The sequence below is a fragment of the Pseudomonas sp. FYR_2 genome, assembly GCF_043106425.1.
Lineage (GTDB): Bacteria > Pseudomonadota > Gammaproteobacteria > Pseudomonadales > Pseudomonadaceae > Aquipseudomonas > Aquipseudomonas monteilii.
Genome location: NZ_JBICMM010000002.1, coordinates 51,635 through 77,963 on the forward strand (window position 1 = coordinate 51,635; position 26,329 = coordinate 77,963).

Consider the following 26,329-nt stretch of genomic DNA (forward strand, 5'->3'; position numbering starts at 1 on the left):
AACCCTGAAAATTAGAAGTAGCCCTGACGTTTTTTGTCTTCCATGGAACCGGCGCCATCGTGGTCGATGACTCGGCCCTGGCGCTCGGAAGTGCGCGTCAGGAGCATTTCCTGAATGATGTCGGTGAGCGTTTCGGCTTCCGACTCGACAGCCCCCGTCAACGGGTAGCAACCGAGGGTACGGAAACGCACCTTCTTCTTGACGATGCGCGCTTTCTCTTCATCGGTGAGATGCTCGAGGATGCGCTCGTCGTCGATCATGATCAGGGTGCCGTTCTTCTCGATCACTTCGCGCTCAGCGGCGAAGTACAGCGGCACGATCGGGATGCCTTCGAGGTAGATGTACTGCCAGATGTCCAGCTCGGTCCAGTTCGACAGCGGGAAGACGCGGATCGACTCGCCCTTGTTGACCTTGCCGTTGTACACGTTCCACAGCTCGGGGCGCTGGTTTTTCGGGTCCCAGCGGTGCTTGCTGTCCCGGAACGAATACACACGCTCCTTGGCCCGCGACTTCTCTTCGTCGCGGCGCGCGCCACCGAAGGCGGCATCGAAACCATGCTTGTCCAGTGCCTGCTTCAGGCCCTGGGTTTTCATGATGTCGGTGTGCTTGGAGCTGCCATGGGTGAACGGGTTGATGCCCTGCGCCACACCCTCGGGGTTGACGTGGGTGATCAGTTCCAGGCCCATTTCCTCGACCATCTTGTCGCGGAAGCTGTACATCTCCTGGAATTTCCACTGGGTGTCGACGTGCATCACCGGGAACGGCAGCTTACCCGGGAAGAAGGCCTTGCGCGCCAGGTGCAGCATCACGGCGGAATCCTTGCCGATCGAGTACAGCATCACCGGGTTATCGAACTCGGCGGCCACCTCGCGGATAATGTGGATGCTCTCCGCCTCCAGCTGTTTCAAGTGCGTCAGTTTGTCGACCATGGCTACTCACGAAAAACGATCTTATGGACGGCCTGCGGGCCGTGTTCGAGCGAGCCACTTTATCACAGCGGGTGCTTCTATTTAGGAGGCGGGCTAGATCGAAAAGGTCTAACGATATGACTGGGGGTTTGGGCTGAAACGGGGCCGCCCTGCGGCCCTTCGCGGGCATGCCCGCGAAACAGGCGACGCCGATCTCAGATGGGGTTCGGGCAATCGATAAACAGATGCTCCACGGCAAACCGCCGCGCCAGGTAATCACCCAACGCCTGCACCCCATATCGCTCGGTGGCATGGTGCCCGGCCGCGATGAAGCTGACGCCATTCTCCCGTGCACTGTGGTAGGTCTGCTCGGATGCCTCTCCGGTAAGGTACAAGTCCACTCCGGCCGCAATCGCCGTATCGATGTAACCCTGCCCGCCACCGGTGCACCAGCCGACCCGGCGGATCATCTCGTCTCCCTCCACCAGCAACGGCTCACGTCCCAGCACTTCCTGCACGCGCCGGGCAAAGTCGCGGGCCGTCATCGGTTCGACCAGCGAGCCGACCAGTCCCACCACCTTGGGGTTTTCCGGGTCCAGCGGCCCTTCGACGGTGATGTCCAGTTGCCGTGCCAGCTGCACGTTGTTGCCCACGTCCGGGTGCACATCCAGCGGCAGGTGAAACGCCAGCAGGCTGATATCGTTGTTCAGCAGGGTCTTCAGCCGACGCTGACGAATGCCTGTGATGCACGGGTTCTCACCCTTCCAGAAGTAACCATGGTGCACCAGTACCAGGTCGGCCTCGGCCTCGACTGCGGCATCCAGCAACGCCTGGCTGGCGGTAACACCGCTGACGATGCGGCTGACCTGCGGCCGGCCTTCGACCTGCAGGCCATTGGGGCAATAATCCTGGATCTTCGCGCTGCCCAGGTAGCGTTCGGCTTCCTCGACCAGGGTGTTGAGAGCGACGGCCATGAAAATCTCCTCGAAAACTGCGCTTTTCTCGGGCGCAACGCCCGTATAATGCCGGCCATTATGGGCCGTCGCCGGCACTGGGGGAACCGGTGTATGATCGCGCGCGCTCATGCCCCACTGCGCGGCCAATGGCCCCTGCTCTTTCCAGGATTCGTTCATGTTCAAGGCGTTTCGTTACTTTGGCTGGCCCCTGCTCACCGGCGTGCTGATCGCCATGCTGATCATCCAGCGCTTCCCGGAATGGGTCGGCCTGCCCAGCCAGGACGTCAACCTGCAACAGGCGCCACAAACCACCCGCATCATGCAGGGCCCGGTGTCTTACGCCGACGCGGTGACGCTGGCCGCGCCTGCGGTGGTCAACCTGTACACCACCAAAGTGGTGAACAAAAGCGCCCACCCATTGTTCGAAGACCCACAGTTCCGCCGCTTCTTCGGCGACAACCTGCCCAAGCAGCGCCGCTGGGAGTCGAGCCTGGGCTCGGCAGTGATCATGAGCCCCGAGGGCTACCTGCTGACCAATAACCATGTCACCAGCGGGGCCGACCAGATCGTCGTGGCGTTGAAGGATGGCCGCGAAACCCTGGCCCGGGTGATCGGCAGCGACCCGGAAACCGACTTGGCAGTGCTGAAGATCGACCTGAAGAACCTGCCGGCGATCACCATCGGCCGTTCCGACACCATTCACATCGGCGACGTGTCGCTGGCCATCGGCAACCCGTTCGGCGTCGGCCAGACCGTCACCATGGGTATCATCAGCGCCACCGGCCGTAACCAGCTGGGCCTGAACAACTACGAAGACTTCATCCAGACCGACGCCGCCATCAACCCGGGTAACTCGGGCGGCGCCTTGGTCGATGCCAATGGCAACCTGGTCGGCATCAATACCGCGATCTTCTCCAAGTCGGGCGGTTCGCAGGGCATCGGCTTCGCCATTCCGGTGAAACTGGCGCTGGAGGTGATGAAGTCGATCGTCGAGCATGGCCAGGTGATCCGTGGCTGGCTGGGCATCGAAGTGCAGCCGCTGAGCCAGGAGCTGGCCGAGTCGTTCGGCATGAAGGACCGCCCGGGTATCGTGGTGGCGGGCATCTTCCGCGAAGGGCCGGCGGCCAAGGCCGGGCTGCAACTGGGTGACGTGATTCTGAGCATCAACGGGGAACCGGCCGGTGACGGGCGCAAGTCGATGAACCAGGTGGCACGGATCAAGCCCAACGAGAAGATCACCATCGAGGTGATGCGCAACGGGCAGCAGTTGAAGCTGATTGCCGAGGTGGGGCTGCGGCCACCACCTGCTCCAGCAGCCACACAAGAAGAGAAGTAAAAAATGGGGCCGCTTAGCGGCCCCATTTGCATCAGTGCAGGATCTGGCTGAGGAACAACTTGGTCCGGTCACTGCGCGGCCGGTCGAAGAAGTCATCCGGCGCCGCCTGCTCCACGATCTCCCCCTTGTCCATGAAGATCACCCGGTTCGCCACGGTGCGGGCGAAGCCCATTTCGTGGGTTACACAGAGCATGGTCATGCCATCCTCGGCCAGGCCCACCATGGTATCGAGCACTTCCTTGACCATTTCCGGGTCCAGCGCCGAGGTCGGTTCGTCGAACAGCATGATCTTCGGCTTCATGCACAGTGCACGGGCAATCGCCACACGCTGCTGCTGGCCACCGGACAACTGCCCCGGGTACTTGTGCGCCTGCTCCGGAATACGCACGCGCTCCAGATAATGCATGGCAATTTCTTCGGCTTTGCGCCGGGGCATCTTGCGCACCCACATCGGTGCCAGGGTGCAGTTTTCCAGAATGCTCAGGTGCGGGAACAGGTTGAAGTGCTGGAACACCATGCCCACCTCGCGGCGGATGGCCTCGATCTGCTTGAGGTCGTTGGTCAGCTCCACACCATCCACCACGATGCGCCCCTGCTGGTGTTCTTCCAGGCGGTTGAGGCAACGGATGGTGGTGGACTTGCCCGAACCGGACGGCCCGCACAGTACGATTCGCTCGCCCTGGCGCACGTTCAGGTTGATGTCCTTGAGCACATGGAACTGGCCATACCACTTGTTCACACCCTGCATCTGGATGATGCCTTCGGGGCCGACAGGCTGCTTGATCGCTTCACTCATTTCGAAACTCCTAACGCTTGTGGCCAGTGTCCAGCTTGCGCTCCAGGTGCATGGAGTAGCGGGACATACCGAAACAGAAAATCCAGAACACCAGGGCGGCGAACACATAGCCCTCGGTGGCCATGCCCAGCCAGGCCGGGTCGGCGGCGGCTTGCTTGACGCTGTTCAGCAGGTCGAACAGGCCGATGATGATCACCAGGCTTGTGTCCTTGAACAGGGCAATGAAGGTATTGACGATGCCGGGAATAACCAGCTTGAGCGCCTGCGGCAGAATCACCAGGCCCATCGCGCGCCAGTAGCCCAGGCCCATGGCCGCAGCGGCTTCGTACTGGCCCTTGGGAATGGCTTGCAGGCCCCCGCGTACCACTTCGGCGATGTACGCCGACTGGAACAGGATCACGCCGATCATCGCCCGCAGCAGCTTGTCGAAGCTCATGCCTTCAGGCAGGAACAACGGCAGCATCACCGACGACATGAACAGCACGGTGATCAACGGCACGCCGCGCCAGAACTCGATGAAAGTCACGCACACCACCTTAACGGCCGGCATGCGCGAACGCCGCCCCAGGGCCAGCAGGATCCCCAGCGGCAAGGCGCCAACGATACCCACGGTGGCGATCACCAGGGTCAGCATCAGCCCACCCCACTGGCTGGTGGCCACGGTTTCCAGGCCAAGCAGGCCGCCATGCAGCAGGGTGTAGGCCAGGATCGGGTACAGCACCAGGAACCCCAGGCCATAGAAGGCCTTGCGCGGGAAACGCTTGATGAACAGCGGCGCAGCGCCGAGCACGGCAAGCCACACGGTCAGGTCCACGCGCCAGCGCAACTCCGACGGGTAATAGCCGTACATGAACTGGCCGAAGCGCTGCTGCACGAACACCCAGCAGGCGCCTTCCTTGGTGCAGTCGGCGCGGGTGGTGCCGACCCAGTTGGCGTCGATCAACGCCCACTGGATAAGCGGCGGCACGATCAGCCACACCAGGTAGATGGCAAACAGGGTCAGCAGCGTGTTGAGCCAGCTGGAAAACAGATTGGCACGCATCCATGCGAGCACGCCGACGGTTTTCACCGGTGGCGGCATGTCGGGTTTGAAAACATGGGCATTCACAGGCGTATCCTCACCGCTCGATCAGCGCAATGCGCTTGTTGTACCAGTTCATCAGCAGCGAAATGCTGATGCTGATGGCGAGATAGACACTCATGGTGATCGCAATCACCTCGATGGCCTGGCCGGTCTGGTTGAGCACGGTACCGGCAAACAGCGAGACCATCTCTGGATAGCCGATACCGGCCGCCAGCGACGAGTTTTTCGCCAGGTTCAGGTATTGGCTGGTCAGCGGCGGAATGATCACCCGCAGTGCCTGGGGGATGATCACCTTGCGCAGGGTCGGCCCCTCGCGCAGGCCCAGCGAGCGTGCGGCTTCGGTCTGGCCGTGGCTGACCGAACGGATGCCTGAACGCACGATTTCGGCAATGAAGGCGGCCGTATAGATCGTCAGGGCCAGGGTCAGCGCCAGCAGCTCGGGGATCAATACCCAGCCACCGACGAAGTTGAAGCCTTTCAGTTGCGGCACTTCCCAGGTCACCGGGCTACCGAACAGCAGCACGCTCAAACCCGGAATGGCGACGAACAACGCCAGCCCCACCCAGAACTTGTGAAACGGCACGCCGGTCTCGTCGAAGCGCTTGTTGGCGTAACGCACCATCGCCACGATCGCCACCACCGCCACGGCCAAGGCAACAACGAACGGCCAGAAGCCGTCGGCCATCGAAGCGCCGGGCATGTTCAGGCCACGGTTGCTGATAAAGAAGGTGTCGTCGATGTTGATGCTGCCCCGCGGTCCCGGCAGGGTCAGAAACACGGCGAAGTACCAGAACAGGATCTGCAACAACGGCGGAATGTTGCGGAAGGTTTCGACATACACGGTCGCCAGCTTGTTGATCATCCAGTTAGGCGACAACCGCGCCACACCGATGATGAACCCCAGGATCGTCGCCAGAATGACACCGATGAAGGTCACCAGCAGGGTATTGAGCAGGCCGATGACGAACACCCGCGCATAGCTGTCGGATTCGACATACGGGATCAGGTGCTGGGCGATGCCGAAGCCGGCACTGCGGTCGAGAAAGTCGAAGCCCGAGGTAATCCCCCGGTGTTGCAGGTTGGTTTGCGTGTTGTGGAACAGGTACCAGCCCAGGCCGACCACGAGAACGATCGTGAGGATCTGGAACAGCCACGCGCGCACACGCGGATCGTTAAGGGACAAGCCCTTGGGTGCGCCGATTTGATTTTGCATGAAGTGCCCCGGACAGTAGGGATTCGAACAGCCTGCGGCGGCGGGATGCCGCCGCAGGGTGCAGCCATCAGCGCACAGGTGGCGCGTACTGGATGCCGCCGTTGTTCCATAGGGCGTTCATGCCACGGTCGATCTTCAGGTCGGTGCTCTGGCCCAGGTTCTTCTCGAACACTTCGCCGTAGTTGCCGACTTGCTTCACGATTTGCACTACCCAGTCTTTGGGCAGCTTGAGGTCCTTGCCGTACTCACCGTCCGCGCCCAGCAGGCGGGCGACGTCCGGGTTTTTGGTGGCCTTGGCTTCGGCCTCGACATTCTTCGAGGTGATGCCCGCCTCTTCGGCGTTGAGCATGGCGAACAGAGTCCATTTGACGATGCTGAACCACTCCTCGTCGCCTTTACGCACCACCGGGCCCAGTGGCTCCTTGGAGATGGTCTCCGGCAGCACCACGTACTCGGTCGGCGCGGCCAGCTTGGAGCGCTGGGCGAACAGCTGCGACTTGTCCGAGGTCAGCACGTCGCAACGGCCCGATTCCAGCGACTTGGCGCTTTCGTCCGAGGTGTCGAAGGTGATCGGCGTGTACTTGAGGTTATTGGCGCGGAAGAAGTCCGACACGTTCAGCTCGGTGGTGGTACCGGCCTGGATACAGATGGTCGCACCATCCAGCTCCTTGGCGCTGGAAACACCCAGCTTCTTGTTGACCAGGAAACCTACGCCGTCATAGTAGGTGACACCGGCGAACACCAGGCCCATGCCGGCATCGCGCGAACTGGTCCAGGTAGTGTTGCGCGACAGCACGTCGACCTCGCCCGACTGCAGGGCGGTGAAGCGTTCCTTGGCGTTGAGCTGGCTGAACTTGACCTTGGTCGCGTCGCCGAACACGGCGGCGGCCACGGCGCGGCACACATCGGCGTCGATACCGACGATCTTGCCCTGCGCATCAGGGACCGAGAAGCCCGGAAGACCGTCGCTCACGCCACACTGGACGAAGCCCTTCTTCTTTACCGCATCGAGGGTGGCGCCAGCCTGGGCGTTGCTCACGGCGCCCAGCGCGGCGGCAGCGGTCAGGACTGCCAGGGTGGTTTTCAACATCTTCATTCACAACCTCCAAATCGCTCTTGTTGTATCGAGCCGGAATTGCACCGCACCCTTTTGAGGCGTATCCGACCCGTATTGGCTTGTTATTGGGTCAATTGGCGCAATGGGCTGTTCTATGACAGCCTTCGCGTGCAAAGGGTGTTACCGTCACGGCCTGCCCTTTGCATCACAGGTTGAATAGCAAAGCGCGTACCAAAATTTCTGGCTGTAGCGTTTAAGCGCTCGTCAAGTAGGGAAAGTTGTATCGTTGCGACATTCTTTTTCCGACAATCATTTCCAGTGCCTTCTTTTCACGCACGCCATAACAAGACCCGCACACTTTCGGAGCAGTCATGACCAACCCGCTGATTCTCGAACCGCAGAAAACCGCCGATGCCTGTGTGATCTGGTTGCACGGTCTGGGTGCAGACCGTTACGACTTCCTACCTGTGGCCGAATTCATGCAGGAGCGCCTGGCCACCACCCGCTTCATCATGCCCCAGGCCCCAACCCGCCCGGTGACCATCAATGGCGGCTACGCCATGCCCAGCTGGTACGACATCAAGGCCATGACCCCGGCCCGCGCCATTGACGAAGCGCAGCTGGAGGAATCGGCCGAACAGGTGATTGCCCTGATCAAGGCCGAGCAGGCCAAAGGCATCAGCCTGTCGCGTATTTTCCTGGCCGGTTTCTCCCAGGGTGGCGCGGTGGTGCTGCACACTGCCTATATAAAGTGGCAAGAAGCACTGGGCGGGGTGATTGCCCTGTCCACCTATGCCCCCACCTTCAACGACCAGCACCAGTTGAGTGCGTGCCAGCAACGCACCCCGGCCCTGTGCCTGCACGGCGTGCACGACCCGGTGGTCATCCCGTCCATGGGCCGCACCGCCTTCGAGTACCTGAACACCTGGGGCGTGGCCGCCCGCTGGCACGAGTACCCGATGGAGCACGAGGTGGTGGTCGAGGAGCTGAACGACATCCACGAATGGCTGGCCAAGCAACTGCAATAAGCGAGGACCGCCTGTAGTTGTAGGGCTATTCCACTACGCCGCGCCCGGTTCTTGCATTACACTGCCCGGCGTACATTCCTTAACCAGTTGATGAGACGATCGTGCTCAAGGCACTCAAGAAAATATTCGGCAAGGGAGACGCCGCGCCACAGGCCGCCGCTCCTGCTGCCAGCGTGTCGCCGCCTGCGCCCGCCCCGGCCACAGAGGCCCGGCCCGCGCCCAAACCGGCCGCCCCACGCGCCAAACCTGCCCCAAAGGCCGAACAGCCCACCGCCGCCACGCCAGCCGCCGACACCCCGGCCAAGGAAAAAACGCGTCGCGAACGCAAGCCCAAGCCGCAGGCCAGCCTGTGGAAGCCGGAAGACTTCGTGGTCGAGCCACAGGAAGGCAAAACCCGCTTCCACGACTTCAAGCTGTCCAACGAGCTGATGCACGCCATCCACGACCTGGGCTTCCCGTACTGCACGCCGATCCAGGCGCAGGTGCTGGGTTACACCCTGCGTGGCCAGGACGCCATCGGCCGGGCGCAGACCGGTACCGGCAAAACCGCCGCGTTCCTGATTTCGATCATTTCCCAGCTGCAGCAGACGCCGCCGCCCAAAGAGCGTTACATGGGTGAACCGCGCGCGCTGATCATCGCGCCCACCCGCGAGCTGGTGGTGCAAATCGCCAAGGACGCCATCGCCCTGACCAAGTACACCGGCCTGAACGTGATGAGCTTCGTCGGCGGCATGGACTTCGACAAGCAGCTCAAGGCCCTGGAAGCTCGCCACTGCGACATCCTGGTCGCCACCCCAGGTCGCCTGCTGGACTTCAACCAACGCGGCGAAGTGCACCTGGACATGGTCGAGGTGATGGTGCTGGACGAAGCCGACCGCATGCTCGACATGGGCTTCATCCCACAAGTGCGCCAGATCATTCGCCAGACGCCGCCGAAAAGCGAGCGCCAGACCCTGCTGTTCTCGGCCACCTTCACCGACGACGTGATGAACCTGGCCAAGCAGTGGACCACCAACCCGGCCATCGTCGAGATCGAGCCGGAGAACGTGGCCAGCGAAACGGTCGAGCAGCACGTGTATGCCGTGGCTGGCAGCGACAAGTACAAGCTGCTGTACAACCTGGTGACCCAGAACAAATGGGAACGGGTGATGGTGTTTGCCAACCGCAAGGACGAAGTGCGGCGCATCGAGGAGAAACTGGTACGCGACGGCATCAATGCCGCCCAGCTGTCGGGCGACGTGCCGCAGCACAAGCGCATTCGTACCCTGGAAAGCTTCCGCGAAGGGCGCATTACCGTGCTGGTGGCGACGGATGTGGCGGGGCGTGGTATTCACATCGATGGCATCAGCCACGTGATCAACTTCACCCTGCCGGAAGACCCGGATGACTACGTGCACCGCATTGGCCGCACAGGCCGTGCGGGGACCAGTGGCGTGTCGATCAGCTTTGCCGGGGAGGATGACTCCTACCAGCTGCCGGCGATCGAAGAACTGCTGGGGCGCAAGATCAAGTGTGAGATGCCGCCGGATGAGCTGCTGAAGCCGGTGCCGCGCAAGCATCACTGACCGATGCTGGATTCTTCGCGGGCAAGCCCGCTCCCACAGGTACGTCACAGGGCTTTAAATCTGTGCAGTACCTGTGGGAGATCACCCAGCCCTTCCGGGCTGCGCTGTCGCGCAGCAAACTTGAGATGTACGGCTTCAGATCTGCGCAGCGCTGACATTTTGAAAAAGAAAAGGCGGCTGGCCCGATAGGGCCAGCCGCCTTTTGCTTTGTTAGGGTTTGTGCGCGCGGGACAGAGATCGTAGCCAGCACTGGTGTGTGCCAGCACACCCGCGTGGGAGAGTGATCCGCACGGTATCGGCGTGAAGTCCCTGTAGGCATCAGCTGAATCAGCTGTGACCACGTATGAGAGAGTGAACCCTTTCGCCACCGTGTGCCCCGCGCGCCCTTTATCCTGCGAGGATTCATCATGGCACGCAAGCCTTCCAAGCAACGCTTTACCATCGTTCATCCCGATTGCGCGGCGATCGACGTCGGTGGTCGAGAGCATTTTGTGGCGGTCGATCCACTGCACGAAAATCCCGTCCAGTCGTTCACGTCCTTTACTGACGATCTGCTCAAGATGGCTGATTGGCTGGAAAGCCTGGGGATCAAGGTCGTCGCCATGGAGTCGACAGGCGTTTATTGGATTCCCATTTACGAGATCCTCAGCGAACGTGGTTTTGAGGTTTATCTCGTCAATGCCAGGGCAACTCGGCAAATCACAGGGCGCAAATCAGATGTGCTGGATTGCCAGTGGATTTGGCAGCTGATGACGCATGGGCTGCTGAGAGGCGCATTCCGCCCCGATGATCTGACCTGTTGCGTCCGCTCATTGGTCAGGCAGCGGGCTTCCAAAGTCAAAGACCAGGCACAGACCCTGAACCGGATGCAAAAGGCCATGAGCCAAATGAACATCCAGTTGGCCAATGTCATCAGTGATATTTCCGGCGTAACTGGCATGAAGATTTTGCGAGCCATCTGCGCAGGTCAACGAGACCCTGTACAACTGGCTGAACTGACCGACCGCCGCATCAAGGCCGGTAAGGAGGCTGTCGCTCGGAGTCTTCATGGCAATTGGCGGCGTGAGCATCTGCATGCGCTGACTCAGGAATTGGCTGCCTACGACTTCTTGGAGCAGCAAATTGCTGATTGTGACGACGCCATAAAAACCGCGCTAGAGCAGCTGCCGGTGCTGCAAGACAAGCCGGAGCCATCCAACAAGCCTTTGCGTAGCCCACATCGAAGCTGCGCGCAACAAACCGAATTGCATCAGACATTGTGGAAAGTTCTTGGCGTGGACCTGACCGCAATCCCGACCATTGGGGTGGACACCGCATTGGTGCTGGCAGGCGAGATCGGTACAGACCTATCACGTTTCCCATCCTCACAGCACTTCTGCTCTTGGTTGGGACTGGCTCCTCCTACCCGGATCTCCGGCGGTCACCGACTGACAGGAGGCGGGCCCAAAATAGTCAATCGGGCAGCTCAAGCACTCAAGCAGGCTGCATCCAATGCTCGTAATGACAAGGGTTTCATTGGTGCATCGCACCGAGCCAGACTGACTCGAATGGATACCAGCTGCGCCATCAAAGCCACTGCCCACCAGTTGGCACGACTGGTGTACAACCTGCTAACCAAGAAACAGGCTTATGTCGAAAAAGGTCTTGAGGAATTCGAAGCCAGGAGCCAAGACCGACAGGTCCGGGCTTTGCTTCGCAAAGCCCGGAAACTGGGGTACCAACTGGTGGCTGCCTGAGTGCTTAAAAAACAGTGGGTTGCATTTTGTTTGATGAGAGCGGGCTTACCCGCGAACCGGTGCGAAGCACCGGCCATCAAAAAAAGGCCTACCAGCGCCCCGCCGCATCCTGGTCACTCTGCTTCCCTTCCACCCACCTTGGCCCTTCCTGGGTATTCTCCTTCTTCCAGAACGGCGCCCGGGTCTTCAGGTAGTCCATGATGAAGTTGCAGGCATCGAACGCCGCCTGCCGATGGGCACTGGCCACCCCCACGAACACAATCGGCTCGCCCGGCTCCAGCGCCCCTATGCGGTGCAGCACCTCTACCTTGAGCAACGGCCAGCGCTGCTCGGCCTCCACCACGATCTTGGCCAAGGCCTTTTCGGTCATCCCCGGATAGTGCTCCAGGAACATTCCTGCCACTTCGCGACCGTCGTTGAAATCCCGCACGTAGCCGACAAACCCGACCACCGCACCCACGCCGACATTGGCCGCATGCATGGCATTGACCTCGGCCCCCGGGTCGAACGCGCCTTCCTGCACTCGCACCGCCATGATCAGCCTCCGGTCACCGGCGGGAAGAACGCCACTTCATCGCCCTCTTCCAACGGTTCATCGAGCCTGCACAGCTCTTCGTTGCGCGCACACATCAAGTTTTGCTCAGCCAGCAGCTCATACTTCCCGCCCTTGGCCACCAACGCCTTGCGCACATCGTCGAGCACATTGAATGCACCCTCGACACGCTCGGCATCAACACCCAGCAGCTCGCGGTATCGCGCGAAGTACATCACCTTGACCTTCATCATGCCTCCACCTTGTAGTGCCCGCTCTTGCCACCGAGCTTTTCCAGCAGGCGCACCTGCTCGATGACCATGCCCTTGTCCACCGCCTTGCACATGTCGTAGATCGTCAGCGCGGCAACGCTGGCAGCAGTCAACGCTTCCATCTCCACGCCGGTCTGCCCGGCGAGCTTGCAGCGGGCGACGATACGCACGGCGTCCTGCCCTTCGGCACTGAGTTCGACTTTGACGCTGGTCAGCATCAGTGGGTGGCACAGCGGGATGAGGTCGCTGGTTTTCTTCGCCGCCTGGATCCCGGCGATGCGCGCCACGGCGAACACGTCGCCCTTGGGGTGCTCACCGTCGACGATCATCTGCAAGGTCTGCGGCAACATACGCACCCGCGCCTCGGCGGTGGCCTCGCGCTCGGTCACGGCCTTTTCAGTGACGTCGACCATGTTGGCCCGCCCCTGAGAATCAAGATGTGTCAGCACTGCTCTGCTCCTGTGAAGGGAACAGCCAGTGTAAACCTGTGGGTCAGGTTTGAGCAGAGGGTTCATGCTTGAAGAGGCCGGGCGGCGAACCGCCCGGCGGTGAGGGTTACAGATGCGACTCGGCGTACTCGGCCAGCACCGAACGTGGCACACCCTGCAGGGTGATGTGCACACCATGGGGGAAGTCCTTGAAGCGCTCGGTGAGGTAGGTCAGGCCCGAGCTGGTCGCGGACAGGTAGGGGGTGTCGATCTGCGCCAGGTTGCCCAGGCAGACCACTTTGGAACCCGAGCCTGCACGGGTGATGATGGTTTTCATCTGGTGCGGCGTGAGGTTCTGGCACTCGTCAATCAGGATCAGGCTCTGCTGGAAGCTGCGACCCCGAATGTAGTTAAGCGACTTGAACTGCAACGGCACGCGTTCGAGGATGTACTCCACACTGCCATGGGTGCTTTCGTCATCCATGTGCAAGGCTTCGAGGTTGTCGGTGATGGCACCCAGCCAGGGCTCCATCTTCTCGGCTTCGGTGCCCGGCAGGAAGCCGATTTCCTGGTCCAGCCCCTGCACGCTGCGGGTGGCGATGATGCGCCGGTAGCGCTTGCTGACCATGGTCTGCTCGATGGCTGCAGCCAGCGCCAGGATGGTCTTGCCGGAGCCGGCGGCGCCGGTCAGGTTGACCAGGTGGATATCCGGGTCGAGCAGGGCGAACAGCGCCAGGCTCTGGTGGATGTCGCGAGGCTTCAGGCCCCAGGCTTCCTGGTGCAGCAGCGGCTCCTGGTGCAGGTCGAGCAATAGCAGCTCGTCGTTGCGGATACCCTTGATCCAGCCGACGAAACCCTGCTCATCGATGATGAACTCGTTGATGTGCACTGCCGGCAGATTGTCGATCATATGCACCCGATGCCAGGTGCGGCCGCGCTCCTGGCGGGTGTCGACTTTGCTGACGCGGTCCCAGAACGAGCCGGTAACCGAGTGGTAACCCTTGGACAGCAAGGACACGTCATCGACCAGCTGGTCAGTGCTGTAGTCCTCGGCCGCAATGCCACAGGCGCGCGCCTTCAGGCGCATGTTGATATCTTTGGTGACCAGCACCACGTCCAGGTCGGTGCGCCGGCTGCGTACGTCGAGCAGGGTGTTGATGATGATGTTGTCGTTGAGGTTTTCCGGCAGCAACTTGCTCGGTTCGTTGCGCGGGCTCATCAGAATCGACAGAAAGCCCTTGGGACCACTCTTGTTACGCTGGATCGGCACGCCCTGCTCGACATCGCTGGGCGAAGCGTCACCGAGGGTCTGGTCGATCAGGCGGATGGCCTGGCGGCATTCCGCGGCGATGGTCTGTTTGCCAGTCTTGAGCTTGTCGAGTTCCTCCAGCACCGTCATCGGGATGGCGACGTGGTGCTCCTCGAAGTTCAGTAACGCGTTGGGATCGTGAATCAGGACGTTGGTATCGAGCACATAGAGGATTGGCTTGCTGGAGGAAGGGTTGCGTCCTTGGTCATCCATACTCGGTCACCTTATGTCGAAGCCATACGGCACGGTCTGTTGCGCCGCAAAGTGACTACCGCTCTCCCCGTATCCGCGTTGTTACGGGCGGGAAGCGAACCTGGCTAGGTGGGCCTGGATGACGCCACCTGTGCTGCAGGAATCGGCTGTCTGGTTTCTTCATACCGCAAAAGCCATGACCGAAAAAAGCATTTTTACGTCTTTTTGAAGTTTATTTTTCCGATTGACGAAGAGGCCTTGGCGGCGAGGCCAGACGGGACTACGCTCAGAAGTCATACCCCTTGTTCGCTATATCCATATTCCCGGCAATCTTCCCAGCCAATCCCGCTTTGGGCGGTGTTGCGTAGCAACCATTCCACCGCCGGTTGGGCCTTGGGCAGGCTGTCGTGGAACTGGATTACCCCTTTGCGCCACAACAGCATCAGGGTTAGTACCCGCTGCGCCGAGGCCTCTGCGCTCAAAACGCCATCATCCTGGGCATCGATATCCCACAGCGATACCCGCAACTGTTGGCTAGCCATGAACGCGTCGCCATCGGCACGGCGTTGGCCATAAGGCGGGCGGAACAGCGGCACATATTGTTCTGGCAGGTCAGCCTGCACCCGCGCCTGGCTACGTCGCAGCGAGTCCTGCCAATCCGTCCACTGGGCATGGGAGCGGTATTCCCAGCCTTGAATACCCACGCACTGCCCGCGATACAGTTGGCGCACCGCATTCGCCGCCCCCGCATCACGGCGTTGTTGCAGGCGGTTACCCAGCACGAAGAAGGTGCCCTGAAGCTTCTGCCGACGCAGGTAATCCGTCAGCATGTCGGTATTCCCGTCGTCCGGCCCAGGCCCGCCAACGAAGGTCAGCAGGAACATGCGGTCGTTCAGCTCATCACCATTGCGCTCGCGCGAAGACAGCCGTTCGACCTCGCTGCTGGTCTGCGGCAGCAGCGCCGCCTTGCGCAATTGTTCGTCCAGGTAGCGCACATGGAACTGATGGCTCGGCTCGATCCAACCGGTATAGAACGTGCCGACATCAGCAGCGAACGTTGCCGCCTGGGCACGTAAATCCGCCATGGAAGTTACCGGATAGCAAAACGATGCATCCTGCACGCAACTGCGCTGCGCCTGTTGATAACCCTCCGATAACCGCTGCCACATGCGCGCCCGCACCTGACGCACCTTCTGCAGATTGATCTGCCGCAACCCCAGCCGCGCCGCCAGCGCCGCATCGTCCAGCAATTCGCTCTCATGCAGCACTTGGGCGAACGAAAGAATCTCGGCCCGCGAGGCCACATCGAACAGCGCGGGGCTATCCAGCTGTTCGGGCCACAGGCTGCGGTCCAGGCTGACCTGGGGTGAAGGGGCGGCTTGCACGGCACAGCTCAACAGAGCGGCCAGCAAGGCAAAGACGATGCGCACGGTGTAAGGCTCCGCAACGGCAAAACGCGAACTATAGCGCCTGCACCGCCCCATGGTCTGTGACTATCGTCGTCATAGTTTGGACTTGCACCGCCCACCCCGTAGAATCCACGGCCAACGATGCCAGGAGCCGACCCGATGCTGACGGTGATTTCCCCCGCCAAGACCCTCGATTACGACACCAAGCCGGTGACCGAGCGTTTCACCCTGCCCCAGTACCTGGACGACTCCCAGGAGCTGATCCAGCAACTGCGCGAGCTGTCGCCTGCACAAATCAGCGAACTGATGCACCTGTCCGACAAGCTCGCCGGCCTGAATGCCGCCCGCTTCGGCAGCTGGACCCCGGACTTCACCCCGGCCAATGCCAAGCAGGCGCTGCTGGCGTTCAAGGGTGACGTATACACCGGCCTCGACGCCGAGAGCCTGGATGAAGACGACTTCAGCTATGCGCAAGACCACCTGCGCATGCTCTCGGGCCTGTACGGCCTGCTGCGCCCGCTGGATTTGATGCAGCCCTATCGCCTGGAAATGGGCACCAAGCTGGCCAACGCCCGCGGCAAGGACCTGTATGCCTTCTGGGGCACACGCATCAGCGAATGGCTGAACCAGGCCCTGGCTGAACAAGGTGATGACGTGCTGCTGAACCTGGCCAGCAACGAGTACTTCAGTGCCGTGAAACGCAGCGCACTGAAGGCCCGGGTGATCAACGTCGACTTCAAGGACCTGAAGAACGGCCAGTACAAGATCATCAGCTTCTACGCCAAGAAAGCCCGCGGCATGATGAGCCGCTTTGTTATCCAGCAACGCATCAGCGACCCGGAGCAGCTCAAGCAGTTTGATGTGCAGGGGTACTACTACAGCGCCGAGCAGTCCAAGGCTGATCATCTGGTGTTTTTGCGGGATCATCCGGGCGATTGATCCGGCATTTGCGCAGCTCTTGAGATCGAGCGCCGCCCGCGCGGCGCATCGCGAGCTGCGCTCGCGCCTACGTTTGTTTACGGCCAATTATTCCTGTGAGATTTGCGCGCGTACGCCTTGGCGCATGGCGCGATATCGCGTCGTACACACCAGGCGGTCGCGCGCGACTGCCATATGCGTTACTGGCCCGAAACAAACGTAGGAGCGAGCGCAGCTCGCGATGCGCCGCGCGGGCGGCGCTCGGTCTCACAGGCGAAGACCCTCTCAAGGCATGCCCATCCGAACCAACCACAAAAAGACTATTTTTTGACGCCAAAAAACCACCACCTCTACCCTTATCACCAAACGCCATAAGACCGTTCATAGCTTTTTTGACGTTTTTTGAAAAATATTTTTCGATGCTGGCATAAAAACATCTCGCAACAGTTTCGTCCTTTATATACGGGGACAAAACACTCGCGTGCTATCAAATTGAAACTGTCCGCCACTGAAAAAATATTTAGAAATCTTTCATCCGGACGAAACCCACTCAGGAACTTCTCCCGCGACCTGCCGCTCATAGTGCCGTAACGCATTTCCTGCCTCCGGGTTGTGAGAGATGACTTACAGATGACACGGGCAGGTATCCACTACCTGCCTTGATAACTTCGACAGGTATCACGGAAACCCCGAAACCCTGTCCATGCAGGAGAGGCGCGCCCCTTACAAATCGTCCTAGTGGTTGATTTCAAAGGATTTTTCCACTTGAAAAAACAAGCACAGCAACGCGCCAAGTAGCGCATTGCAATAAAGACGGCTGCATTTCAGGGCACGTTTTTTAATAGATGGCTTTTTACTGCCAACTTTGAGTGCATAACTTCTTGCGCTCTGGATTTATTTTGCCTGCGCTCGGCGAAGTGTGCATTCGCCATGGATCCGTGCGCCCGAAAACTGTTGTTAATCAACCCGGCCGGCACTTTGGTAAGCGTCGGCGTGATAAACACATGAGGTGATAGCGATGCGTATCAGCATCTTTGGTTTGGGTTATGTGGGTGCAGTCTGTGCAGGCTGCCTGACGGCGCGTGGCCATGAAGTGATCGGTGTGGACGTGTCCAGCACCAAGATCGATCTGATCAACCAGGGCAAGTCGCCCATCGTCGAACCTGGCCTGGAAGCACTGCTGCAACAGGGCATCGCCAATGGCCGCCTGCGCGGCACCACCGACTTCGCCGAAGCCATCCGTGCAAGCGACGTGTCGATGATTTGCGTGGGTACCCCCAGCAAGAAAAACGGCGACCTGGGCCTGGAGTACATCGAGTCGGTGTGCCGCGAAATCGGCTACGTGCTGCGTGACACCACCCGCCGCCACACCATCGTGGTGCGCAGCACCGTGCTGCCGGGCACCGTCAAGAACGTGGTCATCCCGATTCTCGAAGACTGCTCGGGCAAAAAGGCCGGCGTTGACTTCGGCGTGGCGGTCAACCCGGAATTCCTGCGTGAAAGCACCGCTATCAAGGACTACGACCAGCCACCGATGACCGTCATCGGCGAACTGGACAGCGCCAGCGGCGACATCCTGCAGGCCCTGTACGAAGAGCTCGACGCCCCGGTGATCCGCAAGCCGATCGAAGTGGCCGAGATGATCAAGTACACCTGCAACGTGTGGCACGCCACCAAGGTCACCTTCGCCAACGAAATCGGCAACATCGCCAAGGCCGTAGGTGTGGATGGCCGTGAAGTGATGGACGTGGTCTGCCAGGACACCGTGCTGAACCTGTCCCAGTACTACATGCGCCCTGGCTTCGCCTTCGGCGGCTCGTGCCTGCCCAAGGACGTACGCGCCCTCACCTACCGCGCCGCCAGCCTCGACGTACGTGCACCGCTGCTCGACTCGCTGATGCGCAGCAACGAATCGCAGGTGCAGAACGCCTTCGAGCTGATCGAAGCCCACGACAAGCGCAAGGTCGCCCTGCTGGGACTGAGCTTCAAGGCCGGCACCGACGACCTGCGCGAAAGCCCGCTGGTAGAGCTGGCCGAGCGCCTGATCGGCAAGGGCTACCAGCTGGACATCTACGACGAGAACGTCCAGTACGCCCGCGTCCACGGTGCCAACAAGGACTACATCGAGTCGAAGATCCCGCACGTGTCGTCGCTGCTCAACGCCGACTTCCAGCAGGTGATCGACAACGCCGACATCATCGTGCTCGGCAACCGTGACGAGCAGTTCCGCGCGCTGGCTCAGCAAGCGCCAGCGGGCAAGCAGGTGATCGACCTGGTCGGCTTCATGAGCAAGCCGACCTGCACCACCAGCCGCACTGAAGGCATCTGCTGGTAAGTGCCTGGCCGGGCAACGGAAGCCTCCCCACTTCCGTTGCCCACCCTCCCCCAAATTCTCGACGGATGCTGAACATGCAAAGGCTCCAGACCGTGCTGTTGCAGTGCGCCGGGTGGCTGCTCTACATGAGCCTGCTCATGCTGATCGCCCTGGCCCTGCCAGCCGATATCTTCGACTCGCAGTCGAAGCACTTCATCTTCCTGGTCGGCGCAGTCGGCATCTGGCGCTACTCCATGGGCGCCACCCATTTCATCCGCGGCATGATCTTCCTCTACGGTGTGTACCCGTACCTGCGCCGCAAGGTGCAGAAGATGGGCAATGCCACCGACCCGTCGCATGTGTACCTGATGGTGACCAGCTTTCGCATCGAAGCGCTGACCACCGCCCAGGTGTACAGCTCGGTGATCCGCGAGGCGATCAACTGCGGCTTCCCCACCACCGTGGTCTGCTCGCTGGTGGAAATGTCCGATGAACTGCTGGTGAAAAGCCTGTGGGCCAAATACAACCCGCCAGCCCATGTGAAGCTGGACATCGTGCGCATTGCCGGCACCGGCAAGCGCGATGGCCTGGCCTACGGCTTCCGTGCCATATCGCGCATGCTGCCGGACGAAAACGCCGTGGTGGCGGTGATCGACGGCGACACCGTGCTGGCCGATGGCGTGGTCCGCAAAACCGTGCCGTGGTTCAAGCTGTTCCCCAACGTCGGCGGCCTGACCACCAACGAGTTCTGCGAAGTACGCGGCGGCTACATCATGAGCGAGTGGCACAAGCTGCGCTTCGCCCAGCGCCACATCAACATGTGCTCCATGGCCCTGAGCAAGCGCGTGCTGACCATGACCGGGCGCATGTCGATGTTCCGCGCCAGCGTGGTGACCAACCCTGAGTTCATTGCCGACGTCGAAAGCGACTCGCTGATGCACTGGCGACTGGGCCGCTTCAAGTTCCTCACCGGTGACGACAAGTCCAGCTGGTTCAGCCTGATGCGCCTGGGCTACGACACCTTCTACGTGCCGGACGCCGCCATCAATACGGTCGAGCACCCGCCCGAAAAGAGCTTCTTCAAGGCCAGCCGCAAGCTGATGTACCGCTGGTACGGCAACAACCTGCGGCAGAATTCCCGTGCGCTGGGCCTGGGCCTGGGCCGCCTGGGGCTGTTCACCAGCATTGTGCTGTTCGACCAGCGCGTGTCGATGTGGACCAGCCTGCTGGGGCTGACCGTGGCGGTGATCGCCAGCCTCAAGTTCGGCCTGGCCTTCCTGCTGGTGTACCTGCTGTGGATCGGCATCACCCGCCTGATACTCACCGTCATGCTGCTGTGCTCCGGCCACAACGTAGGCCCGGCCTACCCGCTGATTCTCTATTACAACCAGATCATCGGCGCGCTGATGAAGATCTACGTGTTCTTCCGCCTCGACAAGCAGTCGTGGACGCGTCAGCCCACTGCCCTCAAGCGTGACCTCGCCAGCTTTCAACAATGGTTCAACACCTGGTCCTCGCGGACCATGACCTTCTCGGCGGCCAGCATCTTCGTTGCTGTGCTGTTCATGGTCGTGTGAGCCCAACCCGGATCGGATCTAACAGGAACAAACCACCATGAATACCGCCGTGAACGTCAATGTCGTGCATGAGTCCGAAGCCCAGCGCCAACACGCCCGGGTGCGCATTCCCGCCAAGCTGCGTTTTCTGGACGCCCAGCGCCAAACCCATGAGGTGAAGGTCGACGACCTTTCTGCCGGTGGCCTGAGCTTCCACACCAAGCAGCCATTGTCGGTAGGCGATGTACTGCGCGGGCGCCTGCAGTTCGTGGTCGACAACCTGGGCCTGTCGATCGACATCGAGTTCCAGGTGCGCTCGTACAACCCGAGCAGCGGCCGTACCGGTGCGCAGTTCCAGAACCTCGAACCCCGCGACATCGCCACGCTGCGGCACATCATCACCAGCCACCTGTCCGGTGAGCTGATCAGCATCGGCGACGTGCTCAGCACCCTGCAACGTGACAACTTCACCAAGGCGCGTAAGCAAAAAGACGGCGGCTCGGGCCTGAGCGCCTTTGGCCGGTTCAAGGCAGTCACCGTCACCTTGGGCGTGTTCGTGGTCGGCGTCGCGGCTTTCAGCTTTGTCGCCAAGTCGTTGTACGGCATGTATTTCATCAGCCATGCCGAAGCCGGTGTGGTCGCGGTACCGACCACCACCATCACCATGCCGCGCGACGGCACCGTGAGTAGCCTGGTCGAGGGCGGTGGGCAGATCGCCAAGGGCGCGCCATTGGCCAGCTTCTCCACCAGCATGCTCGACATGCTCAAGGGCAATCTGGACGACTCGCAGCTGGAGCCGGCGAAGATCGAAGAGCTGTTCGGCAAGCAGCTGTCCGGCACCCTCACCAGCCCCTGCGATTGCGTGGTCGCCCGCCAGCTGGTGGACGACGGCCAGTATGCTGCCAAGGGCCAGCCGATCTTCCAGCTGATCCCGCGCACCACCACGCCCATGGTCGAAGCCCGCTTCAGCTACCGCCAGTTCGACGAGGTCAAGCCAGGTACCCGGGTCAACTTCCAGGTAGCCGGCGAAGACGAAGTGCGCACCGGCCAGATCGTCAGCAGCGCCAGTCTCAACAGCGACGACCTCGCCTCCGACATTCGTGTGCAGATCAAGCCTGACAGCGGCCTGCCTGCCGAACTGGCCGGCCGCCCGGCTGCGGTCAACAGCGACCGTGGCCCATCGCTGAACTGGCTGATCGACAAAGCCGTCGCCCGTGGGCTGTAAGAGGATCACAGCATGATTCCCTACAAGAAGAGCACAAGCCTGGGCCTGTGTGCCCTGGCTGCCGCCATCACCCTGGCCGGCTGTGCCGGCCTGCCCGACCAGCGCCTGGCCAACGAAGCCATGAAAAGCGGTGACACGGCCTTGGCCGAGCGCAACTACAAGGCCCTGGCCGACCTGGGCTACAGCGAAGCGCAAGTGGGCCTGGCCGACATCAAGGTGGCCACCCGCGACCCGTCGCAAATCAAGGAAGCCGAGGCCACCTACCGCGCCGCAGCGGCCACGTCGCCCCGCGCTCAGGCGCGCCTTGGCCGCCTGCTGGTGGCCAAGCCCGACAGCACCCAGGCCGAGCGCGAGGAAGCCGAGTCGCTGCTCAAGCAAGCCGCCCGTCAAGGCGAAAGCAACACCCTCATTCCGCTGGCGATGCTCTACCTCAGCTACCCGCAGAGCTTCCCCAAGGTCAACGCACAGCAGCAGATCGACCAATGGCGCGCCGCCGGCAACCCGGAAGCGGGCCTGGCCCAAGTGCTGCTGTACCGCACCCAAGGCACCTACGACCAGCACCTGGGCGAGGTGGAGAAAATCTGTAAAGCCGCCCTGAACACCACCGACATCTGCTACGTCGAACTGGCCACCGTGTACCAGAAGCGTGGCCAGGCCGACCAGCAAGCCGCCCTGCTTGACCAACTGAAAGCCGCCTACGCCCGTGACGCCGTGCCGGCCACCCGGGTCGACAGCGTTGCCCGTGTGCTGGCTGACCGCAGCCTGGGCCAGACCGACGAGAAAACCGCCAAGGAGCTGCTTGAGCAGGTGGCCCCGGTGAACCCAGCATCCTGGGTCAGCCTGGCACAACTGGTGTACGACTTCCCCGAACTGGGCGACACCGACCAGTTGCTGGCCTACATCGACAAGGGCCGCGAAGCCGAACAGCCGCGCGCCGAACTGCTGCTGGGCCGCCTGTACTACGAAGGCAAGACCCTGCCAGCCGACGCCAAAAAGGCCGAGCAGCACCTGCAGGCTGCCGCCGACGCAGGTGAGATCAGCGCCCATTACTACCTGGGCCAGCTGTACCGCCGTGGCTATTTGGGCAATGTCGAGCCGCAGAAGGCTGTCGACCATCTGCTGGCCGCCGCCCGTGGCGGGCAGAACAGCGCCGACTATGCCCTGGCCCAGCTGTTCAGCGAAGGCCACGGCATCCGCCCGCAACCGGGCAACGCCTGGGTGTTCGCCCAGCTGTCGCAGGTCAACCCGACGCCGCAATCGGGCGAACTCTTGCAGCAACTCGACCAGCAACTCACGCCTGATCAACGCAGCCAGGCCCAGCAACTGCTGGACCAGGAAAAGCAGGCACGCGGCAGCATGGCCCAGGGCGCGAACAGCACCCTGGCACTCGAAGCCCTGCAAGACGACGAAAAAGAAGTAGACGGTGAGGACTCGCTATGACGCTCAATCCCTTCGTGAAAGCTGGCATCGGCCTGAGCTTCGCCCTGCTGTGGTCCTGCCCGACCCTGGCGGAAATGACCGCTGAGAAAAACTTCGGCCTGGACGTGAAAATCACCGGCCAGTCGGAAGACGACCGCGACCTGGGCACCCGCCCTGGCGGCGACGTCAACGGCCTGGGCCTGGACTTGCGCCCGTGGGTGTACGGCGAACGCGGCAACTGGAGCGCCTACGCCATGGGCCAGGCCGTCGCCGCCACCGACACCATCGAAACCGACACCCTGCGCCAGAACGACGACGGCACCACCACCGACACCGGTGACGACAGCCGCCAGCCAGACAAAAGCTACCTGGCCATGCGCGAATTCTGGGTGGGCTACAGCGGCCTCACCGCCTACCCCGGCGAGCAACTTCGCCTCGGTCGCCAGCGCCTGCGCAGCGACGATGGCATGTGGCGCGACACCAATATCGAAGCACTGAACTGGACCTTCGACACCACCCTGCTCAAGGCCGACCTGGGCGTGGCCCAGCGCTTCAGCGAATACCGCACCGACCTCACCGAACTGGCCCCGGAAGACAAGGACCGCACCCACATCTACGGTAACGTCGCCACACAGTGGACCCCTGGCCACTGGGTAGGCGTGCGCGCCCACCACACCCACGACAGCGGCAGCCTGAAAAACCCGGGCGAAACCGTCGATGCACTGGACAAGACCCGCACCGGCGACCTGACCTGGCTGGGCCTGGAAGCCAACAGCGACGCCTACAACTGGCGCAACGACCATACCGTCAACTACTGGGGCAGCGTCACCTGGCTGACCGGTGACCGCGACACCCTCAGCAGCCAGGCCGTCGGCGACGAGCAGGTTGCCACCGGCAAGCAGAGCGGCGATGTCAATGCCTGGGCCACCGACCTCGGCATTCGCCTGCGCCTGGACCCGCAATGGCAGGTCGGCGCGGCCTATGCCCGTGGCAGCGGCGGCGGTGGCGACGACGGTTCGAACAACTTCGAGCAGACCGGCCTTGAGAGCAACCGCTCCAACTTCACCGGCACCCGCTCGCGCGTGCACCGCTTCGGTGAAGCGTTCCGTGGCGAACTGGGCAACCTGCAGGCCGCCACCCTGTTTGCCTCCTGGCAGCTGCGCGATGACTACGACGCCAGCCTGATCTACCACAAGTTCTGGCGTGTCGACGGCAACCAGAACATCGGCTCCAGCGGCATCAATGCCGCCGTCGACGACAACGGCGTCAACCGCCAGCTGGTCGACGGTGAAAAAGACCTTGGCCAGGAAATGGACGTGGTCGTGACCAAATACTTCAAGCAAGGCCTGTTGCCAGCCTCCATGAGCCAGGCCATCGACGAGCCATCCGCCCTGGTGCGCCTGCGCGCCGGTGTGTTCAAGCCGGGCGACGCCTATGGCAAGGAAGCGGATTCGTACATGCACCGCGCCTTCGTCGACGTGATCTGGCGATTCTGAGGCCGGGAGAGACCTGATGAACCTTCACCCGCACTTACGTCACAGCCTGTTGGCCAGCGCCTTGCTGCTGGCAAGCCACCTGGTCGCCGCCGCAGAACCTCAGGTCATTGCCAAGGAACTGCAGCAGGCCAAGACCTACACCGTGGCCAGCGCGCCGATCGAGCCGCTGCAGATGGACCCGCCCAAGCTGCCCGACCTGACCGGCTTCACCGCCGAGGCGGTGCAGAAGAAGATCGACCGCAGCCACAAGGGCAAGGTCAGCCTGCGCCGCATGTTCCAGGAAGACACCCTCAAGGAATTCGTCGGCGGCGACAACAAGGCGGCCGAGTGGGTGCAGCGCCAGCACGGTATTCCGCAGGCGATCTTCGTCGATGACGGCCATGTCGACCTGGTGGAACTGAGCAAGAAGGTGCCCAGACAGTACCTCAGCGAAGTCGAGCCGGGCGTGTACCTGGCACGCCTGCCGATTGTGGTCGGGCAAAAGGGCATCCTCGAGATCGACGGCAAGGTCAAGCAGTTGCGCCTGTCCCAGGAGGGCGGTTCGTTCCTGGTCAACGACGGCAAGCTGTTCGTCACCGACACCCAGGTGACCGGCTGGCGCGAAAAGGACAACGGCCCGGCAACCTTCCGCTCGCCCAAGGAATTCCGCCCGTTCCTGCTGTCGTGGGGCGGCACCGAGACCTACATCGTCAACACCAAAATGGCCAGCTTCGGCTACGCCAAGTCCAAGTCGTATGGCGTGAGCATCTCACAGTACACGCCGAACATGGCCAAGCGCATGGGCCGCCCGGAACCCACCGGCTGGATCATCGGCTCTGAGTTCAGCGACATGTGGTACGGCTTCTACTGCTACGAGACCCAGGACTTCGTGGTGAAGGACAGCACCTACCGCGACAACATCGTGTACGGCATCGACCCGCACGACCGCTCGCACCGCCTGATCATCGCCGGCAACACCGTGTACGGCACCAAAAAAAAGCACGGCATCATCGTTTCTCGTGAGGTGAACGACAGCTGGATCATCAACAACAAGAGCTACGACAACAAGCTCTCGGGCGTGGTGATCGACCGTAACAGCGTCAACAACCTGATCGCCTACAACGAGATCTACCGCAACCACACCGACGGCATCACCCTGTACGAAAGCGGCGACAACCTGATCTGGGGCAACAAGCTGATCAACAACCGCCGCCACGGCATCCGCGTGCGTAACAGCGTGAACATTCGCCTGTACGAAAACATCGCCATGGCCAACGGCCTGGTGGGCGTTTACGGCCACATCAAAGACCTGTCCGATACCGACCGCGACATTGCCCTGGACCCGTTCGACACCAAGGTGTCGCTGATTCTGGTGGGCGGTGAACTGACGGCCAACGGCTCCGGCCCGCTGTCGATCGACTCGCCGCTGTCGGTCGAGCTGTACAAGGTGCAGATGCTCGCCCCGCGCAAGGCCAGCGGTATCAGCCTCAACGGCATCCTGGGTGAACGCCAGGACGAAATCCTCGACCTGCTGGTGCGCCAGCAAAAGGCTGTGCTGATCGACCCGGTCGAACGCCAGACCGAAATGATCGATTAAGGAA

Annotated in this window: 22 protein-coding genes; 11 read left to right on the plus strand and 11 right to left on the minus strand. The window is 61.6% G+C overall.

The genetic code is table 11. From position 1 onward, the window contains the following. Positions 1-11: 11 nt before the first annotated feature. Together cysD and ACF8R4_RS00335 are read right to left on the minus strand one after the other, a co-directional pair. Positions 12-929, minus strand: a complete 918-nt coding sequence (gene cysD / locus ACF8R4_RS00330) for a sulfate adenylyltransferase subunit CysD (protein WP_013974136.1) — start codon at positions 927-929, stop codon at positions 12-14. A 194-nt stretch (positions 930-1,123) separates the two neighbouring features. Continuing rightward, complete coding sequence (locus ACF8R4_RS00335; protein WP_104833383.1) at positions 1,124-1,882, minus strand: Nif3-like dinuclear metal center hexameric protein; 759 nt, start codon at positions 1,880-1,882, stop codon at positions 1,124-1,126. 157 nt (positions 1,883-2,039) lie between these two features. Between ACF8R4_RS00335 and algW the strand changes: the two genes are divergently transcribed. Further along, positions 2,040-3,200 (plus strand): Do family serine endopeptidase AlgW, encoded by a 1,161-nt coding sequence (gene algW, locus ACF8R4_RS00340; protein WP_019098030.1) that lies wholly within the window; start codon positions 2,040-2,042, stop codon positions 3,198-3,200. Between the two features lie 31 nt (positions 3,201-3,231). On the opposite strand, the gene ACF8R4_RS00345 is transcribed toward algW, so the two are convergent. The 4 genes from ACF8R4_RS00345 to ACF8R4_RS00360 form a co-directional block, all read right to left on the minus strand. Further along, entirely contained in the window at positions 3,232-3,996 is a 765-nt protein-coding gene (locus ACF8R4_RS00345; protein ID WP_043207442.1) for an amino acid ABC transporter ATP-binding protein, read from the minus strand. Between the two features lie 10 nt (positions 3,997-4,006). Further along, entirely contained in the window at positions 4,007-5,104 is a 1,098-nt protein-coding gene (locus tag ACF8R4_RS00350; RefSeq protein ID WP_392491433.1) for an amino acid ABC transporter permease, read from the minus strand. Between the two features lie 10 nt (positions 5,105-5,114). Beyond that, a complete protein-coding gene (locus ACF8R4_RS00355) occupies positions 5,115-6,293 on the minus strand; it encodes an amino acid ABC transporter permease (RefSeq protein ID WP_060499779.1) in 1,179 nt (392 codons plus the stop codon). Positions 6,294-6,360: 67 nt separating this feature from the next. Next, on the minus strand, positions 6,361-7,389 hold the full coding sequence (locus ACF8R4_RS00360) for an amino acid ABC transporter substrate-binding protein (protein WP_016713531.1): 1,029 nt from the start codon (positions 7,387-7,389) through the stop codon (positions 6,361-6,363). A 332-nt stretch (positions 7,390-7,721) separates the two neighbouring features. On the opposite strand from ACF8R4_RS00360, the gene ACF8R4_RS00365 reads away from it, so the two are divergent. From ACF8R4_RS00365 to ACF8R4_RS00375, 3 genes are all read left to right on the plus strand, one after another. After that, a complete protein-coding gene (locus ACF8R4_RS00365) occupies positions 7,722-8,378 on the plus strand; it encodes an alpha/beta hydrolase (RefSeq protein ID WP_392491435.1) in 657 nt (218 codons plus the stop codon). A 101-nt stretch (positions 8,379-8,479) separates the two neighbouring features. Then, on the plus strand, positions 8,480-9,943 hold the full coding sequence (rhlB, locus tag ACF8R4_RS00370; protein ID WP_392491437.1) for an ATP-dependent RNA helicase RhlB: 1,464 nt from the start codon (positions 8,480-8,482) through the stop codon (positions 9,941-9,943). A 407-nt stretch (positions 9,944-10,350) separates the two neighbouring features. Then, a complete protein-coding gene (locus ACF8R4_RS00375) occupies positions 10,351-11,679 on the plus strand; it encodes an IS110 family transposase (RefSeq protein ID WP_392491438.1) in 1,329 nt (442 codons plus the stop codon). Between the two features lie 88 nt (positions 11,680-11,767). Here the strand turns inward: ACF8R4_RS00375 and moaE are convergent, their stop codons facing one another. The 5 genes from moaE to ACF8R4_RS00400 all read right to left on the minus strand — a co-directional run bounded on the left by moaE (position 11,768) and on the right by ACF8R4_RS00400 (position 15,842). Then, on the minus strand, positions 11,768-12,214 hold the full coding sequence (moaE, locus tag ACF8R4_RS00380) for a molybdopterin synthase catalytic subunit MoaE (protein WP_060499776.1): 447 nt from the start codon (positions 12,212-12,214) through the stop codon (positions 11,768-11,770). Between the two features lie 2 nt (positions 12,215-12,216). Then, positions 12,217-12,462 (minus strand): molybdopterin converting factor subunit 1, encoded by a 246-nt coding sequence (moaD, locus tag ACF8R4_RS00385; protein WP_060499775.1) that lies wholly within the window; start codon positions 12,460-12,462, stop codon positions 12,217-12,219. After that, a complete protein-coding gene (gene moaC, locus ACF8R4_RS00390; protein ID WP_003251775.1) occupies positions 12,462-12,932 on the minus strand; it encodes a cyclic pyranopterin monophosphate synthase MoaC in 471 nt (156 codons plus the stop codon). The genes moaD and moaC overlap by 1 nt, the downstream gene beginning before the upstream one ends. A 106-nt stretch (positions 12,933-13,038) precedes the next feature. After that, positions 13,039-14,433, minus strand: a complete 1,395-nt coding sequence (locus ACF8R4_RS00395) for a PhoH family protein (RefSeq protein WP_104833385.1) — start codon at positions 14,431-14,433, stop codon at positions 13,039-13,041. A 272-nt stretch (positions 14,434-14,705) separates the two neighbouring features. After that, on the minus strand, positions 14,706-15,842 hold the full coding sequence (locus ACF8R4_RS00400) for a polysaccharide deacetylase family protein (RefSeq protein WP_060499774.1): 1,137 nt from the start codon (positions 15,840-15,842) through the stop codon (positions 14,706-14,708). A gap of 138 nt (positions 15,843-15,980) precedes the next feature. Here ACF8R4_RS00400 and yaaA point away from each other — a divergent pair, with 138 nt between their 5' ends. The 7 genes from yaaA to algG all read left to right on the plus strand — a co-directional run bounded on the left by yaaA (position 15,981) and on the right by algG (position 26,325). Continuing rightward, entirely contained in the window at positions 15,981-16,760 is a 780-nt protein-coding gene (yaaA, locus tag ACF8R4_RS00405; protein WP_186723109.1) for a peroxide stress protein YaaA, read from the plus strand. A 997-nt stretch (positions 16,761-17,757) separates the two neighbouring features. Next, positions 17,758-19,074, plus strand: a complete 1,317-nt coding sequence (locus ACF8R4_RS00410) for a nucleotide sugar dehydrogenase (protein ID WP_016713524.1) — start codon at positions 17,758-17,760, stop codon at positions 19,072-19,074. Positions 19,075-19,148: 74 nt separating this feature from the next. After that, the gene (locus ACF8R4_RS00415) at positions 19,149-20,630 is read left to right on the plus strand and encodes a glycosyltransferase family 2 protein (RefSeq protein WP_025753970.1); all 1,482 of its coding nucleotides are present in this window, start codon (positions 19,149-19,151) and stop codon (positions 20,628-20,630) included. A 37-nt stretch (positions 20,631-20,667) separates the two neighbouring features. Beyond that, positions 20,668-21,834: a PilZ domain-containing protein gene (locus ACF8R4_RS00420; RefSeq protein ID WP_392491442.1), complete on the plus strand. Its 1,167-nt coding sequence runs from the start codon at positions 20,668-20,670 to the stop codon at positions 21,832-21,834. 12 nt (positions 21,835-21,846) lie between these two features. Continuing rightward, complete coding sequence (gene algK, locus ACF8R4_RS00425; protein WP_392491444.1) at positions 21,847-23,274, plus strand: alginate biosynthesis TPR repeat lipoprotein AlgK; 1,428 nt, start codon at positions 21,847-21,849, stop codon at positions 23,272-23,274. Continuing rightward, a complete protein-coding gene (locus ACF8R4_RS00430; protein WP_060499770.1) occupies positions 23,271-24,749 on the plus strand; it encodes an alginate export family protein in 1,479 nt (492 codons plus the stop codon). Before algK ends, ACF8R4_RS00430 begins: the two co-directional genes overlap by 4 nt. A gap of 16 nt (positions 24,750-24,765) precedes the next feature. Then, a complete protein-coding gene (algG, locus tag ACF8R4_RS00435) occupies positions 24,766-26,325 on the plus strand; it encodes a mannuronan 5-epimerase AlgG (protein ID WP_060499769.1) in 1,560 nt (519 codons plus the stop codon). Positions 26,326-26,329 lie beyond the last annotated feature (4 nt).